This is a genomic window from Oceanobacillus sp. CFH 90083, from assembly GCF_009389585.1.
GTDB lineage: Bacteria > Bacillota > Bacilli > Bacillales > Amphibacillaceae > Oceanobacillus.
The window spans coordinates 114,827-130,473 of record NZ_VIYG01000004.1 but is presented as its reverse complement, the minus strand read 5'-3'; the positions used below and the strand labels follow the sequence as shown (position 1 = coordinate 130,473).

The window sequence follows — 15,647 nt, the reverse complement described above, 5'->3', positions numbered from 1 at the left end:
CATGTCCCCTTTAACAAATGGCTTCGTTTTCTAACCTTCACTCTCCAAAACTAGTAACTTTTCATAGGCATATTGCCTTTCTTTACCATAATTTTCCTTCTGTTCCTGTAACTTTTGCAGCTCTTCCACTTCTGTCGTGCCTGCCATTTTCAGCTCTATCGCATAGATTTCCGCTTCCAGCCCTTCGATTTGCTTCTCCAGCTTCTCTATCATTATTGCCGGACTCTCTGGGGTTCTATACGATTTTTTCGTATTCTTGTTTGTTTTTTTATCCGGGGAAGATGGTGCTGTTTGTTTTTCTGGCAGCTGTCCTTTCCGCCTTTCCTTTGCCCATGAATAATTCCCCAGATATCTTGTTATGCGCTTGTCTTCTATCCAATATAGATAATCAAACTGTTTATCTAAGAAATAACGGTCATGGCTGACAGCAATCAGACTTCCTTCAAAGCCTTCCAAGGTCTCCTCTAATACTTCTCTTGAATCAATATCTAAATGGTTGGTCGGTTCATCGAGAATAAGCGTATTGATATCCTGATGCATCAGCTGTGCCAAGCGAAGACGCATTTTTTCACCGCCGCTTAATTGTGTTACTTTACGAAAAACATGCTCCCCGTAAAAGAGAAACTTTGCCAGGATATGCCTTGCTTTTCCTTCCGTAACCGAAATCGCTTCACGAAAAGTTTCGAGCACTGTCTGATCCGGATCAATATCATGAAAAACATGCTGCGATAAATAGCCAATCTTTACATTACTGCCAATCATAACTTCCCCTTGATCCGGCTCTAAATTACCAAGCATCAGCTGGATCAGCGTTGATTTTCCTGTTCCATTTTCCCCGATAACTGCAACACGATCCTGATAACGAATATGCATATCTACGTTATCAAAAAGCAGCTTTGCCCCAAATTGCTTCCGCACAGCTGTCATTACAACCACATCTTTCCCACTCCGGTCCGAACTGTCCAATTCCATTTGCATCTTTTTCCGATGTAACTGCGGTTTATTTAATTTTTCCATCCGCTCCAATGCACGCTCCATATTTTTGGCACGCTTATGCAGTCCTTCATTTGGCGGGTTGGCACGATTCGCCCACTCTCTCAAACGCTTAATGGCTTCCTTCATCTTCTTTATTTTCTTCTGCTGCTCTTCATAAGCCTGAAACTCCCGGAGCAGCCGTTCTTCCTTTTCCTTCACATAGCCAGTGAAATTCGTATGATAAACAGCAAGCTCACCATCCTCTAAATCTAAAATTCTTCCGGCTACCTCATCCAGAAAGTAGCGGTCATGTGAAATAACAACAACAGTCCCCTCATAGTTGTTCAGGAATTCACCAAGCCATTCAACTGCCGGCAGATCCAAATGATTGGTCGGCTCATCCAGCAGTAGTAAGTCTGGATCCTGGAGGAGAATTTTCGCTAAGCCGACCTTTGTTTTTTCTCCGCCGCTAATTTGTTCAAAAGGCATCTGTAACAAATCATCAATTTGTAATCCGGTCGTAATCCGGTCAATATTGGCTTCTAATTCATAGCCGCCCAGAACCGTAAAACGATCCTGTGCTTCTCCATATTCCTCAATATTTTTATTCATTTCCTTTTCTGAATTTTGGTTCTGCATTGCTTGCTCTAACGCTTTCATCCGTTTTTCCAATGCTACAATTTCCTCATGAGACTGTTTTAGCACATCAAATACACGTATTCCCTCTCCCGGATGAGGAATTTGCTCCAAATAGCCGATGGTCGTTGCTTTCTTCCAATGAATATTTCCTTCATCCTGTTTCGTTATTCCCGCCATTAACCGCAGCAGCGTGGTCTTGCCCCCTCCATTTCTTCCAACGATACCAATGCGTTCCTTCTCTTTTATCTCTAATGATAAATTTTCAAATATAATATTTCCACCGTACATTTTCTTTACTTGATTCATTTGACAAATCATTTTTTATTCTCCTTTATCTTCTCTGCATGAAGATAAAGCTATCGTCGCTATAAAGACAAAAAAACACACAAAGAGCATATTCTCCCTGTGTGTTCATAAGGTTAAGGTTCATAATCAACCGTACTTTATCGGATGCAGAGATGCTTTTTTGCTTTTGTATTTGCTATTAAATTGCTAAAAAAGGACAGACCTATCCCGTCAGCAGCAAATACCGCAAATTTCGCACGGCAGTAATATAAGAATTCTATCCAGTCTCCGCACGACTTCTCAGCTTGTAAAAACATCTCTACACCTCCATTTCCTAAGTAAATTATATTCATTATATAAAAATTTTGTGCTGCATGCAAATTTCCTAAAGCTATTGCCCGGATATTCCATCTTTATCAAGCTTTTTTTTCGAGAATGAAAAACCCCTTTAAAAATAACTTAAAGTTCTAACATTATATCTAGATATTCTCCGTTAATAAGCTATACTCGTAATAGAGGAGGTTTTAAATAATGCTGATACAAGAAAAGGCTGTTCAGGATTCTATTTTATTTATTCAACAAAATCTGGATAAGGATCTTTCACTCAACACACTTGCTAATGAAGCCGCTTACAGCCCTTATCATTTTTCCCGTATGTTCAAGCGTCAGGTCGGTGTATCTCCAATGTACTATATTTCCAGCTTACGGCTGCAGCTTGCCAAGGAATTATTACTGAACACTGCCTTCCCAATCCGGGATATAGGCCTTGAAATTGGTCAGCAAAGTCTGGGAACCTTTACCACACGTTTTACCAACAGCATTGGAATGACGCCTGCTTCATTTCGTGCTACCCGGCAACATTCTGAAGAATATATGACCCATTTAAAACAGAACCGGCTGCAGAATCCCAGGATAAATACTTCTTCTTTTCATCAATTATCCGGGTCCATCCATACAGAAGAAGCCTTCAATGGTATTATCTTGGCCGGTCTATTTCCAAAGCCGATCCCAGAAGGATTGCCAGTCCGCGGAACATTAATCATGCAGTCTGATTCTTTTCACATAACGAACATTCCTGTCGGCACTTACTTTCTGATGGCAACTGCTATATCATGGGAAATGGATTCCAAAACGATTCTTATCCCGCATGAAACATTACGTGCACGCCATCCTTATCCAATTTGTATTGATGGAAAACACGCACTGCCCGAGGCCCGTCTTATCATGAGAAAACCAGAAATTACAGATCCGCCCATTCTTATTTCTTTACCATTATTAATGAAACACTTCCTGCAGCGTTCGCCTATTTCTCATTAAATTTTTGCATAGAGCAATCGGGAAGAAATCGGTTTGAACAGCTGTTGCTATACTATAGATAAGAAGGAAAGGAGTGAAATTTATTGACCGTTTCCAGGAAACTGATGGAAAAGATTAATATCGCTTTTGCCAATGGAGATGTTGATTTTATTTTTGAATTAGTTGCAGATAATATTGTCTTAAATGAGGTTGGACATAGTATCGCCGAGGGAAAAGCTGCTTTTATTAAAAAGATGGAGCCGATGCGTGATTATAAGCCAGATGTTTATAGGGTTCACCGGACATTAATTGATGGAGATACAGCTGTTGTAGAGGGTGAAATGCAGTCTGCTGAAGATGATAAGCTGGTAACTTTTTATTTTAATGATTGGTACACCTTTAAGGATGGGAAAATAATAAATCTAACCGCATACTTGATTAAACAAACACAGGAAAAATAGGAGGAGAATGCTATGTCAGCAGGAGTATACGCTTATATAACAATGGATGGTACAGGGAAGGAAGCGATTGATTTTTATCAAAATGCACTGGACGCCGAAGTGCTGGGAATTCAGACTTTTGGCGATTTACCGGAGAATCCGGAATTTGCTCTCCCGGATGAAGCAAAGAGCCGGATACTTCATGCCCAGATACAAGTAGGAAATACGTATTTTATGCTCTCCGATACATTTCCAGGTCAGCCTTTGGATACAGGTTCACAAGTAAATGTCTGCGTCACTTTAGAGGATGTTGAAAAATCCAAAGAAGTATTTGAGAAGCTGAAAACGGATGGTAAAGTGCTGATGCCGCTTCAGGAGACGCACTGGAGTCCTTCTTATGGGCAGGTGCAGGATAAATTTGGCATCACCTGGCAAATCTCAACGAACCTTCAAGAATGTATGTAAGTTTATTTTCATAGATAGATGAAAGCAAATATATTTTATTCTCCTCTTACCCGAATTTGGTAAGAGTTTTTCTTTTTAAACAAATTGTTTGAATTTTCCTCAGCAGATAGGTAGGATTTTAAGTATAAGTGAAAGGAGAGGATAGGCGGATGACAAAGCAAATTCCAGCAATTTCATTACATGATGGTATTCAAATTCCTTCTGTCGGCTTTGGTACGTACAAGCTGAAAGGTGAAAAAGGAGTACAGGCAATTAATACTGCCATTACAAATGGCTACCGACTTATTGATTCAGCGTATAATTATGAAAATGAAGCTACTGTAGGGAAAGCCGTACGCAGAAGCTCTGTACCACGTGAAGAATTATTTATAACTTCTAAGCTTCCGGGACGTTACCATCATTATGATGATGCTATTATTACCATTCAAGAATCTTTATTCCGGGCAGATCTGGATTATTATGATTTATACCTGATCCATTGGCCAAACCCGATTCAGGATAACTATGTAGAAGCCTGGCAAGCGTTAATTGATGCACAAAAATTTGGTTATATCCGTTCCATCGGTGTATGTAACTTCTTACCAGAACATTTAGAGCGGCTTCAGAAAGAGACAGGCATCTTACCAACTGTGAACCAGATTGAATTGCATCCTTTATTTAATCAGGAAGAACAGTTAAAATTCCATGCAAAGCATCATATTGCAACGGAATCATGGAGTCCTTTATCCAGAGCAAGTGACCTCCTTCAGAATGAAACTTTACAAAAGCTTGCTGATCAGCACCATAAAACCATTTCACAAATTATTCTCCGCTGGCATTATCAGCTGGGAGCGATCGCAATCCCTAAATCAGCATCGCCAGTCCGCCAGAAGGAAAATATCTCTATTTTTGACTTTGAATTAAGTGATGAAGAGGTTGCTATGATTAATAGCCTTACCCAGGCTGATGGACGTCTAAAAGATCAGAACCCGGCTGTTTATGAAGAGTTTTGATAGATATCGAAGGAGAGAAGGCGCCTTCAACTCATAAATTAAGAAAACATTTATAGTATGTGTTCAAAAAGTCCGATAAATAGGACCAAGAAGTTCAAGGCGATCTGCTTTTTACAAACGGAGCGTATGCTTTATAATACGTGAGTATTGGAAAAAGCAGGTCAACGCAGAAATTCGCCGTGTCATTTTTATTGGACTTTTTGAACATCCTCTTATACGAAAAGGGACTGTTGTGCACTTAGGTAACTGATTGTACAACAGTCCCTTTATTTTTTATCTCATTCCTCTAGCATATTGAAAAGGTGGCTTTACTTTATGAGTTAATCTCTTCTCAGCATGCAAACTCCAATAAGGATCATTAAGCATACCTCTTGCAACAGCTACAAGCTCTGCATCTCCATTTGTAATGGTTGCTTCTGCCAGTTCGGGGTTGCTTAATTTACCAACAGCGATAACTGGGAGATTTAACTGTTTTTTCACCTCACGTGCAAAGGGTACCTGATAACCCGGAGTGTTTTTCGGTTTTCGTTCTCCGGGAATTCCTTCCCCGCCACTTGAAACATGAAAAACATCTACACCAGCTTTTTTAAAACGTTTTGCCATATTAATAGCGTGTGGCAAGCCGTAGCCCCCATCTATATACTCAATGGCAGAAATTCGCATGATTAATGGCATATCAGCTGGCATTACAGCTTTGACTGCCTTTATCACTTCTTCTCCAAAGAGTGCCAGGTCTTCTCCATACTCATCTGTACGATTATTGATGCTTGGTGACATAAACTGATGCAAGAGATAACCATGAGCGCCATGCAATTCGATGGTATCAAAACCCGCTTTTACTGCTCTCTCAGCGGCCTGTTTAAATTGTTGAACAGTTTCTTTTACTTCTTGGTTTGTTAAAGCTCTTGGCGGTTTAAGTTCCCCATTCATTGTTTCTTCTGGTAATACTTCTACAGGTATATTGGAAGCTCCTACAGGCTGATTAGCATCTTCTGCTTTTCTGCCTGCATGGGCAATCTGAATCCCAACCTTGGTGTCATATTTTTTAATTTCATTAATAAGCCGTTGGTAATGTGGTACTTGTTCATCAGACCAAAGACCAAGATCGCCATTAGTAATACGCCCCTCAGGGGTAACACTAGTCATTTCTATAATAATTAGACCAGTTCCTCCAATCGCTCTTGATACATAGTGAACAAAGTGCCAATCATTTGGGGCACCATCTTCTTTCGTGACGGAATATTGACACATCGGTGACATAACAATTCGATTTTTTAGTGAAAGACCTTTAATTTTATAAGGACTGAATAAATGATTCACATAAAAACTCCTTTTATTTTATTTGTATGCACATGCATATAATATAATTTATGATATAATAATGTCAATAAATAAGATTAGAAAGGATTATAAGCATGAATAATAACGAGTTGTTTGATACTTGGATTAATCTGACAAAATATCACGATCGTATACTGAAAGCAATGGATTACACACTCCAAGATCGATACCAATTAGGAGTTAAAGAATTTTACCTTATGTACTACTTGGCACAATCAGAGCAAAAAAAGATGAGGTTATCAGAATTAGTCCCCAAAGTGGGTCTTAGCCATAGTGCTTTATCACGCTTAGTTACAAGATTGGAACAATATCGAGGCGAGTCATTAGTTGAACGCCAAAAGGATGTAAAGGATAAACGATCTGTTGATATCTTTCTCCTGAAAAAAGGGGAACAATTTATTCAGGAGATGCAATTGCTGATTAGTGAAAGTTTGCAGCAACAAATGAGTGAGAAGGATATACAAAATATTATACGCCTTCTTGAATAAGAGATAGTTAAAAATTATTTATAATATAAAACAGTATTTGTAACCCGAAGTATAACCGTTCTGTTCCGGTGTATTGAAAAATGCCATTGATATTGGCTTCCGCCCTAAAAAAGCTCTCTGTTATTCATTTCAAAAATTCCCCAATATTACTTGATTAGCAAGTCTACTTTACAAAGTATTAAAAGTTAAGTCCTTCATTCATGCTTTCATAGAAGGCATGAATGAAGGACTCGTTTCATCAGCTTATAACCCGTACTTTTCTTTATCTAAGTTCAGCTCTTTACAAAGCTCAACTAATTCTTCATGAAGGCTATCCGCAATATCCACTCCCGCTTCTAACCTTTTTTGTTTTGTTTGAGCTTCAATCTCACCTGGCAGATAAATATGTCCATTTTCATCAATTTTTTCAGAGTTTACAATAATATCTGTAAAATCATCTAACCTATCATAAAATCTGTCTAAAGGCATAATTTTATCAATATTTATTACAATCATCGTGCATCCTACTTTATTAGGCTTATCATAGTCTAATAAGGATATATTTTTGCTATAATTGGCTCCCGATAACACCCCGGCTAAAATATCCATAACTAGAGTTAGCCCATACCCTTTATGGCCGCCGATAGGTACTAACGTTCCTTCTAATCCCTTATCTGGATCTGTAGTTGGGTTTCCTTCTGTATCTAATGCCCAGCCTAATGGAATCTCTTCTCCTTTTGAACTAGCTAACTGAAGCTTACCACCTGCAACAACACTGTTCGCAATATCTAGTATAATAGGTTCCTTACCTTTTCGCGGAATAGAGAAACACAACGGGTTATTTCCTAATACTCTCTCTTTTCCTCCTGAAGCTGCCATAAGTGATCCTGCATTCGTAGTTAAGAAACCAATCATACCTTGTTCAGCAGCCATTTGAGCATAACATGCCCCGGCACCTATATGATTGCCGTTATATAAAGTGGCAAAACCAATACCTTTTTCCCTTGCTTTTTCGATCGCTTTTTCCATTGCTAACTGGGCTGGATAGTGCCCCATTCCATCATCTGCATCCAGCACAGCCATTGTATCTGTTTCCTTCACCCATTTTGTATTTGGTTTTGCATTAAATGCTCCAGACTGCAACCGTTCAATATAAACAGGAACTCGCATAATACCATGTGTATCTGTTCCTTGCTTATCTGCAAAACTGATATTCTTTGCACAAATTTCAGCTTCTTTTTCATCTACACCTACAGCTTGTAAAGCGTCTAAAGTAAAAGTTTCTACGTTGGATAATTTCATTGTATACATTTATATTTCTCCCTCATCTTATATATTTTAAGAGCCTTTTGCTCTTAAGATTTAATTTGTTTTCTTCTGCTACTAATTAACCTTTTCAGAAGTAACATCATTTGATGTTACATTCTCTGTTAATGTATTCTTTTGAGCACCAGTCAGCTTAACTAATAAAGATAAAGCAATTGGTAATAATATTGCTGTGGTCACAGCTGAAGCTGCTACTTGCACAGTTGATATAGCTTCAACAGATGCAAAAGCAGGATTAGCCGCAGCTATTACAGCTGGAACCATTACTGCATTACCTGCTGTTGTTCCCTCAGCAGCACCGACAATTGGATTCCATTTAAATAATTTAAATACGAAAAATGCAGCGCCTCCAGTAAATATTAAAGTAAATACACCTAAAAGTACTCCACTTAATCCTCCTTCAAGTATTGCTGTTAAATTGATTCCCATTCCTAAAGCAAAAGCCAAAAATGGTATAATCATATCGCTACCACTAACAAAAAAGTCTCTCATTTTTCCATCTAAATTCCCCAAGACAACACCGACTAGCAATGGTATTAATACAGATATGAATGGCATGATAGAGAACATGCCTTCTACAAATCCCATGAATCCCAATATTGTAAAAGCCAGCATTGTTAATAAAGGACCATCATTTAAAACCAGTATAGAGTAAGCTGCCTTATCATCCTGTTTACCATATTGTGATGCTACAGCCATATACATAGCACCGTTACTATTCGACATCGCAGCCATAATAGCTAAAGGGGCAAGCCCTAACCAGAGACCAGACTCTCCACCGAACCAAATAGCCAGTAATGTAAATATTACTGCCACAAGCCATTTTACTGTTAAAAGTGTTACCCCTTTTGCAACACTTGTACCAAAGCTTCGAAGATTTAACTGAGCTCCAGCACAGACAAGATATAATGCAGCTAAAACTGGAACAGCATCTACAAATAACGCTTGGGTAAACCCGTCAATTCTTAAGGCATTTGGAGCCACCGTATTAACTATTGCTCCCAGCAAAAGAGGGACTACCATCATCCCGCCAGGAATTCTCTCTAAAAATCTTTTAATTTCCATATATTTCGCCTCTTTTATAATAATTTTCTTTGGAAATCAAACTTAAATAGAAATGTTAAAATCTTATTTCAAGAGCATTTTCCAATATATTCCTAGTTTCTTTTTCATTATTTAGATAATTCTCCGTATCTCTTCCTCTTACTTCTGCTGCCACACGTAAGCCATTCTCTTTTCTTATACCAAGTTCATCCGCTTTTCTTAAAATAGATGCCATTTTATCCACTGTTAGAAATCCCGGCTCTCCAATCGGCATATGATTATCACCATATAAACTATCTTTATCGTTCAGAACCGCGTTAGAAAAATGAATTTGATGCGTCTCACACTTTGCTTTTTCTAAAGCTTCGTTAATATCTTCTCCATTTAACGCTGCATGTGCCGTATCAAAAGCTAAGCCAATATTACTAAATTGTTTTTTTACTCGACGAATCAATTCAACAGCATCTTTTGTAGGGCCAATGATCCGTTTTTTATGTGCTTCCCGATCTAATGGTTCTACTAAAACATCCATATTATAAGTAGCCGCTTCTTCACAAAGTTCACATATACTTTCATATAATCCTTCTATAGCATCCATACGTCTTGCAACACCTGGATCTGCCCCAGTTACAAACGCGATATTGGATGCACCACACTCCGCTGCACCATAAAGGCTTTCTTTCAATTGTTTTACTGCTTCTTTTCTTAATTTTGAATCAAGCGATGAAACATCCAGTCCATTTCTATCGATGATAAAAGTCAACCATTGTGTCAGCTCATAATTATTTGCTTTTGCCAGATTTAAAATTCTCTTTCTCTCAAAAGATTGAGAGATATCTCCAATCTCATAAGAGCGATAAAATCCTTCTTCCGATAATTGTTCGATAATATTTGCTGTAAAGTTATCTTTATCTTTTACTGGAAAGAAAATTTCTGGCACTAATAAGGAAGGTATAAATCGATTTGTCATTTTCTTCCCTCCTTATTTACAATCGTTTTCAAGTTCTTTTCAACATATTTTCCAACATTTAAAATAACTTTATCTGGATCTGCCCTAGCTTCTTCTGTTTCTTCTTCAATCATAATCCACCCTTGGTAGCCGCTATCTTTGAGCGTCTGTACGATATAAGGGAAATCAATATCTCCTGTCCCCATTTCTCTCCATTCATTATTGTTAGAGCAATCTTTAAAATGAACATGCTTGATAATAGAAAGATTATCTGTAATAATTTCTTCTGGACGCATCCCTCCCGCTTTTATATGACCTGCATCCGGTGTATAGCTCATATAGGATGTATCTAAAAGGTCAAATAAAACATCGTAATCCTCTTTCGTTCTAAAATAGGATGTTTCTGGAGAAGCCGGGTGAAAAGAAGCTTGCACGCCTTTTTCATATGCTCGTTTTCCGACAGCGTTTGCACAAGCAATAATTTGCTTTTGGCGTTTCAGCAAATTGTCTCTATTAGCCCCTACTCGTGACGGAAGATTCATTACTGCTCCAGGAAAATTTGTTAAATAATCAATGTAATAATCTGCACGTTCTCTTTCGCCTTTTGTTTCTTCATCGTTCGCCCATGTAAATGGGACTGTTAATGAAGCCAGAGAAATTCCTCTTTCATCTAATGCCCGTTTTAACTTTTCAGGGGCATTTTGATACCTTCCCAGCATCGCAACCTGAACATCTACCCCTTTAAAATCTGCATTACTTACCGTATTCATTACTTCATCAAGGTAATCCGTTTCTTTATCGTAGTCCAATTCCCAAGTAGAAGTATGACACCCAAATTTAATACACATTTGCAATCCTCCTGTTTCTATTAGAATCCGATAGCGTTTTCATTTTCTTTAACACGACGTAATTGCCTTATTTCCTTTTATTGCTAGCAAAAGAAAGGGTTTTCATTTTGGAACAAAATTGTTCAGTGGATTTATATTAACACACTAAACTTTGTTTTTCCATAGGAAGAACTAAATTTATATAAGATTTTTTTTATTATTTTCCAAAAATGCTTATATAATAATGTTTTAAGGTGTTAATATATACTTAAATAAATCGTTTTTTTCAAAGCAAATGAAGTATATCACTGTAAATATGGTTTAAAAATGCATATAATTATTATATAAAATGAGATAATAAGCATTTTTTCTATAAAGTAAAGCTACAAAATACAGTTTGAATAGATCTTAACCTTATATCCTCATAGTGATATACAGACATTTGCTGCAGGGCAAAAAGTTTATGCCAAAGATTAAAATTTTTACTCCTTAATATCTTTGTTTGTTCTCAGGAAATGCAAAGTTCTCTTTAATTACTTTCATTACATTTTTATGCTCTAAACATAGCGGAAGGAATGATATTTAAAGTGGAAACGATTACTGCAGACCAGTACTTGGTCAAAAAAATTAATAAAGCATTAATTTTAAGTATAATAAGAGACTACTCTCCTCTTTCAAAGCCTGAAATTGTCACTAAATCCGGGCTTAATCGTGGAACAGTATCTCGATTAGTTAATGAGCTTGAATCAGATTCGATTATTAAACAATTAGGCGAAGGGGTATCATCAGGAGGCAGAAAACCAACGATGTATTCCATAAAGGGGGATTCCGGGTTTGTTATTGGGATTACTGTTAAGTCGAAACTATTAGAAGTTGCCTTAGCTGATCTAAATGGACAAATAGTCAAGCGTTTTACAAAGGAGTTAAGAAGTAACACACCAAAGTTTGTTATAAAAAATATCATTGAATCCATTAAAGAAATGCAGGGTCATGCTAAAGAAAGCCTCTTTCAAATCACGTGTATCGGTATTGGTTTTCCAGGTATGATTAATGAGAACGGTACAGTTTTAAAAGCACCATCTTTAAAATGGAACTCTGTAGACTTAAGACAAACTATTGTCGATACATTTCGAATTCCTTGCGTTGTAGATAATCAGGCACGGGTTGGTTTGATTGGAGAAAAGCAATTTGATAAGAATAACCTTTTAACCGATACCTTGTATATAAGTGTTGGCAATGTCATAGGAAGTGCCGCTACTATAAAAAATGAATTATTTCGCGGCTATAATGGATTATCCGGAGAAGCAGGGCATCTTATCGTTAAATACAATGGTAAAAGATGCTCTTGTGGAAGTAAAGGCTGTTGGCAAATGTATGCTTCCACGAATACCCTGCTAAAGAAACTTTCGGGTGTGCCCGAGGTAGCAGAACAATTAGATGCCAGCCCTTTTTCACAGCTTTCTATTGAATTCCTGGAAACACTGGCTGGTCAAAATAATCCGTTAGTGATAAAAGAGATAGAAGAAATAGGGCGTTTTCTAGGTATAGGTCTCATCAGTCTTGTAAATGTTTTAAATCCTAAAAATGTTTTAATAGGAGGAGATATTACCAAACTCAAAAAGTGGGTTGAACCTTCTCTGAATGAAACACTTCACACAAATGTATTACCTGATCACAATAAAAACTTAGAAATTTTATTTTCTGAATTAGGTTCTGATTCAACCATTATTGGCGCCATTGCTATTGCATTAACACACTTTTTTGAAAATGATTATCACGTTAGCTCTGAATAAATAATTATTTCTTAATAGTCATTTCAAAAATGATACGCTTTTCATGGAACTCTTTTTATTTTACTACATTCATATCAGGTACTGCTTTCACTTCGAGTTTAAGACAGTGAATAGTATACCATCTATTCAATCACATTATATCGGCTTGTACCAAAAATTGGAGGATACGCTGTTAACAGCGTTCTCTAGACAAAGAATGGATGAAAAAATATATTCTCCAAATTACAATAACAGAAAGGAAATAAAAAGAGATGAAATATGTCATTGGAATAGACTTAGGGACTAGTGCAGTCAAACTTTTATTAGTAAGCATGAATGGAAAAGTGATTCAAGAAATATCAAAAGAATACCCTTTAATGCAAGAAAAAGCGGGGTACAGCGAGCAAAACCCGGAAGATTGGGTAGAGCAGACAATAGCTGGATTGGCTGAGCTTACAGACAGCTTTCCTGGAGATGTATCTGATATTGAAGGAATCAGCTTTTCCGGACAAATGCATGGTCTTGTATTATTAGATGAGAACCATGATGCTATTCGACCCGCTATCCTATGGAATGATACACGTACTACAGAAGAATGTCAGGAAATTACAGAGCAGGTTGGCAGAGAGAAACTTCTCCACATATCAAAAAACATAGCACTGGAAGGCTTTACACTGCCTAAAATAATATGGGTAAAAAAATATGAACCTGAAAATTATGCGAAAGCAAAGCTGTTTTTATTACCAAAGGATTATTTGCGCTTCCGATTAACCGGCCGGTTACATATGGATTATTCGGATGCTGCAGGGACACTTTTGTTAGATATAGAGAAGCGTTCGTGGAGCGATGAAATTTGCACGGCGTTAGATATTGATCCGGAGCTGTGCCCGCCGCTTGTTCCCTCTCATGAAATGGTTGGAAATATTGATGAAATTATAGCGGAGAAAACGGGACTTTCTGGAAAAATCAACGTATTTGCCGGCGGTGCTGATAATGCCTGTGGAGCGATTGGGGCAGGTATTTTGGAGGAAGGAAGAACGATGGCCAGTATCGGTACTTCTGGAGTTGTTTTATCTTATGAGGATGCCGGTAATAAATCATTTGCGGGAAAGGTACATTACCTTAACCATGCTGCTCCCGATGCTTTTTATACCATGGGAGTTACGCTTGCTGCAGGCTATAGCTTATCCTGGTTTAAAAATACCTTTGCCAAAGAAATGACATTCGATGATCTTTTACAAGAAGCAGCAGACGTTCCTGTCGGGGCAAATGGTCTCCTGTTTACGCCTTATATTGCTGGAGAACGTACCCCTCACGTTGATGCATCTATCCGGGGCAGCTTTATTGGCATGGACAGCTCTCATAAACGCAAGCATTTTACAAGAGCAGTGATGGAAGGAATCACTTTTTCATTAAATGAATCTGTAGAAATTTTCAGGGAGAATGGAAAGTCAGTCGATACCGTTATATCTATTGGCGGCGGGGCAAAAAGTACGATGTGGCTGCAAATGCAGGCAGATATTTTTAATGCCACGGTAATGAAACCAAGCAGTGAGCAAGGTCCGGGAATGGGGGCTGCTATGCTGGCTGCTTATGGATCAGGCTGGTTTGAAACACTTCCGGAACGCGCTTCTGTTTTTCTGGAGGATGCACAAACGGTGGAGCCTATACGTGAAAATGTAGAAAAATACAAGGAACTCTTTACATTGTATAAATCTGTTTATGCATCGACAAAGCAAATCAATAAGGATTTAATGAAATATCGAAATGGGAATGAATTGTAGTCATGTATCACATGTTTCTCACCTTATGAATAACCTGTAATGGTACGCTAAAGCGAGAGGTGGAGGAGCATGGATTCATTGTTTACACTGGCATATCAGATTGGTTCTCTATATATTATTGTTGCAATTGGCTGGATCATTAGACGGAAGAAGCTGATCTCTGAACAAGGTCAGCGTGCCATGACAACTTTATTATTATATGTGGCTCTACCCTGTCTGATTATCAGTTCCATGCATATACCTTTCCAGTACGAACAAGCTTATGGCGCCTTCATTATGTTTGTCCTTTCCATCTATATTATGGGAGGGACCCTTTTTTTAAGCCGGTTTATTACGAGAAGATTGACATTGCCGATAGAACGTAAAGCGGTATTTGAAAATGTTATTTTATTTGGTAATCAAGGATTTATCGGCATGGTGATTATTCTGCAGCTGTTCGGCCAGGAGGGAATTCTGCTTGCTTCTGTATTTAATCTGATTTATTACGTTTTGATGTGGACATATGCCATTTATATTATGAACCCTGGCATGCTTCCAGATTCCAAAGCTGTGTTTATCCTGAAAAATCCCGGCTTTTTAGCAACAGTGTTCGGTTTTATTTTATTTATCTTTCCTGTTCAAATTCCTGCTTTTATTATGGAGCCGGTAGCGACCATCGGGCAGATGACAGTACCTTTATCCATGATTATGATCGGTATGATGATTTCAACGATTACTTTTTCAGATGTTATCACATATATGAAGGATATTTTCGTTTATATCGCCGTCATAAGCAGGTTATTTATTTATCCAATCCTCTTTTTTCTGCCATTACTGTTATTTCATCTTCCATTTGAGTGGTTTATGATAGCATGTCTGCTTTCTGCGACACCAAGTCCTGCCACGATAAGTATGTATGCACAAGTATATGGGGGAGACGCGGAATTTTCTGCGGTGGTTGTCTTTTTCTCCACCCTTCTTTCGGCTGTCAGCATTCCTCTGGTTTATTTACTTTTTTTATATTTTATCTAGCAGATGTATGTTACACCCTCCTGACCAAAAGAGC

The 15,647-nt window shown here is 37.9% G+C and carries 15 protein-coding genes; 8 read left to right on the top strand and 7 right to left on the bottom strand.

From position 1 onward, the window contains the following. Positions 1-30 precede the first annotated feature (30 nt). Together abc-f and FLK20_RS21580 are read right to left on the bottom strand one after the other, a co-directional pair. Entirely contained in the window at positions 31-1,932 is a 1,902-nt protein-coding gene (abc-f, locus tag FLK20_RS07485; RefSeq protein ID WP_152655945.1) for a ribosomal protection-like ABC-F family protein, read from the bottom strand. Between the two features lie 125 nt (positions 1,933-2,057). Continuing rightward, positions 2,058-2,216: an RAxF-45 family protein gene (locus tag FLK20_RS21580; RefSeq protein WP_194165570.1), complete on the bottom strand. Its 159-nt coding sequence runs from the start codon at positions 2,214-2,216 to the stop codon at positions 2,058-2,060. 214 nt (positions 2,217-2,430) lie between these two features. Here FLK20_RS21580 and FLK20_RS07480 point away from each other — a divergent pair, with 214 nt between their 5' ends. From FLK20_RS07480 to FLK20_RS07465, 4 genes are all read left to right on the top strand, one after another. Further along, the gene (locus FLK20_RS07480) at positions 2,431-3,216 is read left to right on the top strand and encodes a helix-turn-helix transcriptional regulator (RefSeq protein ID WP_152655944.1); all 786 of its coding nucleotides are present in this window, start codon (positions 2,431-2,433) and stop codon (positions 3,214-3,216) included. An 83-nt stretch (positions 3,217-3,299) separates the two neighbouring features. Next, positions 3,300-3,656, top strand: a complete 357-nt coding sequence (locus FLK20_RS07475) for a nuclear transport factor 2 family protein (RefSeq protein WP_152655943.1) — start codon at positions 3,300-3,302, stop codon at positions 3,654-3,656. Positions 3,657-3,668: 12 nt separating this feature from the next. Further along, positions 3,669-4,100 (top strand): VOC family protein, encoded by a 432-nt coding sequence (locus tag FLK20_RS07470; protein ID WP_152655942.1) that lies wholly within the window; start codon positions 3,669-3,671, stop codon positions 4,098-4,100. Between the two features lie 149 nt (positions 4,101-4,249). Next, entirely contained in the window at positions 4,250-5,092 is an 843-nt protein-coding gene (locus tag FLK20_RS07465) for an aldo/keto reductase (RefSeq protein ID WP_152655941.1), read from the top strand. 273 nt (positions 5,093-5,365) lie between these two features. Here the strand turns inward: FLK20_RS07465 and FLK20_RS07460 are convergent, their stop codons facing one another. After that, a complete protein-coding gene (locus FLK20_RS07460; protein ID WP_152655940.1) occupies positions 5,366-6,412 on the bottom strand; it encodes an NADH:flavin oxidoreductase/NADH oxidase in 1,047 nt (348 codons plus the stop codon). 95 nt (positions 6,413-6,507) lie between these two features. Here FLK20_RS07460 and FLK20_RS07455 point away from each other — a divergent pair, with 95 nt between their 5' ends. Further along, positions 6,508-6,921 (top strand): MarR family winged helix-turn-helix transcriptional regulator, encoded by a 414-nt coding sequence (locus FLK20_RS07455; protein ID WP_152655939.1) that lies wholly within the window; start codon positions 6,508-6,510, stop codon positions 6,919-6,921. A 243-nt stretch (positions 6,922-7,164) separates the two neighbouring features. On the opposite strand, the gene FLK20_RS07450 is transcribed toward FLK20_RS07455, so the two are convergent. The 4 genes from FLK20_RS07450 to FLK20_RS07435 all read right to left on the bottom strand — a co-directional run bounded on the left by FLK20_RS07450 (position 7,165) and on the right by FLK20_RS07435 (position 11,067). After that, the gene (locus tag FLK20_RS07450; RefSeq protein WP_152655938.1) at positions 7,165-8,211 is read right to left on the bottom strand and encodes an Ldh family oxidoreductase; all 1,047 of its coding nucleotides are present in this window, start codon (positions 8,209-8,211) and stop codon (positions 7,165-7,167) included. 72 nt (positions 8,212-8,283) lie between these two features. Further along, entirely contained in the window at positions 8,284-9,291 is a 1,008-nt protein-coding gene (locus FLK20_RS07445; RefSeq protein ID WP_152655937.1) for a 2-keto-3-deoxygluconate permease, read from the bottom strand. Positions 9,292-9,346: 55 nt separating this feature from the next. Further along, positions 9,347-10,240 (bottom strand): sugar phosphate isomerase/epimerase family protein, encoded by an 894-nt coding sequence (locus FLK20_RS07440; protein WP_152655936.1) that lies wholly within the window; start codon positions 10,238-10,240, stop codon positions 9,347-9,349. After that, complete coding sequence (locus FLK20_RS07435; protein WP_152655935.1) at positions 10,237-11,067, bottom strand: sugar phosphate isomerase/epimerase family protein; 831 nt, start codon at positions 11,065-11,067, stop codon at positions 10,237-10,239. The genes FLK20_RS07440 and FLK20_RS07435 overlap by 4 nt, the downstream gene beginning before the upstream one ends. A 566-nt stretch (positions 11,068-11,633) precedes the next feature. Between FLK20_RS07435 and FLK20_RS07430 the strand changes: the two genes are divergently transcribed. The 3 genes from FLK20_RS07430 (at position 11,634) to FLK20_RS07420 (ending at position 15,613) form a co-directional block, all read left to right on the top strand. Then, positions 11,634-12,839 carry an ROK family transcriptional regulator gene (locus FLK20_RS07430; protein ID WP_194165569.1) on the top strand — a complete coding sequence of 402 codons (1,206 nt, stop codon included), beginning with the start codon at positions 11,634-11,636 and terminating at the stop codon, positions 12,837-12,839. Positions 12,840-13,090: 251 nt separating this feature from the next. Next, a complete protein-coding gene (gene xylB / locus FLK20_RS07425) occupies positions 13,091-14,602 on the top strand; it encodes a xylulokinase (protein WP_152655933.1) in 1,512 nt (503 codons plus the stop codon). Between the two features lie 69 nt (positions 14,603-14,671). Then, the gene (locus FLK20_RS07420; RefSeq protein WP_152655932.1) at positions 14,672-15,613 is read left to right on the top strand and encodes an AEC family transporter; all 942 of its coding nucleotides are present in this window, start codon (positions 14,672-14,674) and stop codon (positions 15,611-15,613) included. Positions 15,614-15,647: the final 34 nt, after the last annotated feature.

Coding starts and splice junctions, on each gene's coding strand:
- abc-f (WP_152655945.1), bottom strand. CDS start 1,932: ATGATTTGTCAAATGAATCAAGTAAAGAAAATGTACGGTGGAAATATT.
- FLK20_RS21580 (WP_194165570.1), bottom strand. CDS start 2,216: ATGTTTTTACAAGCTGAGAAGTCGTGCGGAGACTGGATAGAATTCTTA.
- FLK20_RS07480 (WP_152655944.1), top strand. CDS start 2,431: ATGCTGATACAAGAAAAGGCTGTTCAGGATTCTATTTTATTTATTCAA.
- FLK20_RS07470 (WP_152655942.1), top strand. CDS start 3,669: ATGTCAGCAGGAGTATACGCTTATATAACAATGGATGGTACAGGGAAG.
- FLK20_RS07465 (WP_152655941.1), top strand. CDS start 4,250: ATGACAAAGCAAATTCCAGCAATTTCATTACATGATGGTATTCAAATT.
- FLK20_RS07455 (WP_152655939.1), top strand. CDS start 6,508: ATGAATAATAACGAGTTGTTTGATACTTGGATTAATCTGACAAAATAT.
- FLK20_RS07450 (WP_152655938.1), bottom strand. CDS start 8,211: ATGTATACAATGAAATTATCCAACGTAGAAACTTTTACTTTAGACGCT.
- FLK20_RS07445 (WP_152655937.1), bottom strand. CDS start 9,291: ATGGAAATTAAAAGATTTTTAGAGAGAATTCCTGGCGGGATGATGGTA.
- FLK20_RS07440 (WP_152655936.1), bottom strand. CDS start 10,240: ATGACAAATCGATTTATACCTTCCTTATTAGTGCCAGAAATTTTCTTT.
- FLK20_RS07435 (WP_152655935.1), bottom strand. CDS start 11,067: ATGTGTATTAAATTTGGGTGTCATACTTCTACTTGGGAATTGGACTAC.
- xylB (WP_152655933.1), top strand. CDS start 13,091: ATGAAATATGTCATTGGAATAGACTTAGGGACTAGTGCAGTCAAACTT.
- FLK20_RS07420 (WP_152655932.1), top strand. CDS start 14,672: ATGGATTCATTGTTTACACTGGCATATCAGATTGGTTCTCTATATATT.